This window comes from Paraprevotella clara YIT 11840, from assembly GCF_000233955.1.
GTDB lineage: Bacteria > Bacteroidota > Bacteroidia > Bacteroidales > Bacteroidaceae > Paraprevotella > Paraprevotella clara.
Map to the genome: position 1 here is coordinate 1 of NZ_JH376679.1, position 948 is coordinate 948.

The 948-nt window shown below is 34.6% G+C and carries 2 protein-coding genes; both read right to left on the reverse strand.

The window, feature by feature from the left end:
• A partial coding sequence (locus HMPREF9441_RS17025) for an IPExxxVDY family protein (RefSeq protein ID WP_008623379.1) occupies positions 1-323 on the reverse strand: 323 nt, incomplete at its 3' end.
• Positions 324-468: 145 nt separating this feature from the next.
• The gene (locus HMPREF9441_RS17030; RefSeq protein ID WP_008623381.1) at positions 469-900 is read right to left on the reverse strand and encodes a hypothetical protein; all 432 of its coding nucleotides are present in this window, start codon (positions 898-900) and stop codon (positions 469-471) included.
• Between the last annotated feature and the right edge of the window lie 48 nt (positions 901-948).

A 948-nucleotide genomic window follows, 5' to 3' on the forward strand; every position in this document is an offset into this window, starting at 1 on the left:
AAATCTACTTTTTTTAGCTTATCTATAAGGTAGTGCACAGTGTTAGTTGTGCTAAAGAATCCCTCATCTAACTGCTGACTGCCACTTAGTTTGTTAGCAATACAATGCCAAGTAACGCGCAAAAGAGTATCTTCCCATCGGTAATAAGGATACGTGTTTTGTGTATGAGGACAATACAAACAAGGTTTTTCGTGCTCTCTACACAAGTGCAGCTTAAGTACTTTATTGAGGTAATACGCTAGCTTATAGTCCTGTAAATGAGTATAAACTGCGATGAGGTGATAATCGCAAAAATCGTCTACCGATAGTTTGAGTACTTTCATAACACTTCATTTCGGGTGCAAAGATACAAAACAATTTTGAATATTGAATGATGATTTTCGAATTATAAATTAAAAAAAGGTGTACAACCTTTTATTGTACACCTTTTAAAATATGTAATATAATAGCGATTTCTCTTTTTTAGCATTAATAGTAATCAGCAAACTGCACTTCTTTATCAGTTTTATTGACCAATAATATCTGAGCAGCTTGAGCGGTATACCCCAAATCTTTACCTTTTTCTACAGTATATTTTACCAAAATACCATTAGTAAGGGTGGTTTCGAGAGCACGAATACGGATAATTGTTTCTTTTTCACTGGCTGGTGCTATGATAGCCAACACACTTTGAGTTTTAAAGTTAATAGCGGTAGGCTTGCTGCCCATCGTTGTTGCCATTCCAAAAATACGGTCAAATTCGTCTTGGCTGTCTATCTTGAGAGTTTCTACTTCTTTATTTTCAAAAGTATTATTCACAAAATAATTCTGAGCCACGCTATAAGCGACCGCATTCTTACTATTACCACAACCTACTACTATGGTAGCTATAAGGGTCATACACCACACTATTCTTTTCATTATCAATTAGTTTTTGTATTCTTTTTAGAAACACTCAAAAAGTATGCC

Bases quoted from the DNA above. Each gene is read 5' to 3' on its own strand.
- HMPREF9441_RS17030 (WP_008623381.1), bottom strand. From the start codon at position 900: ATGAAAAGAATAGTGTGGTGTATGACCCTTATAGCTACCATAGTAGTA.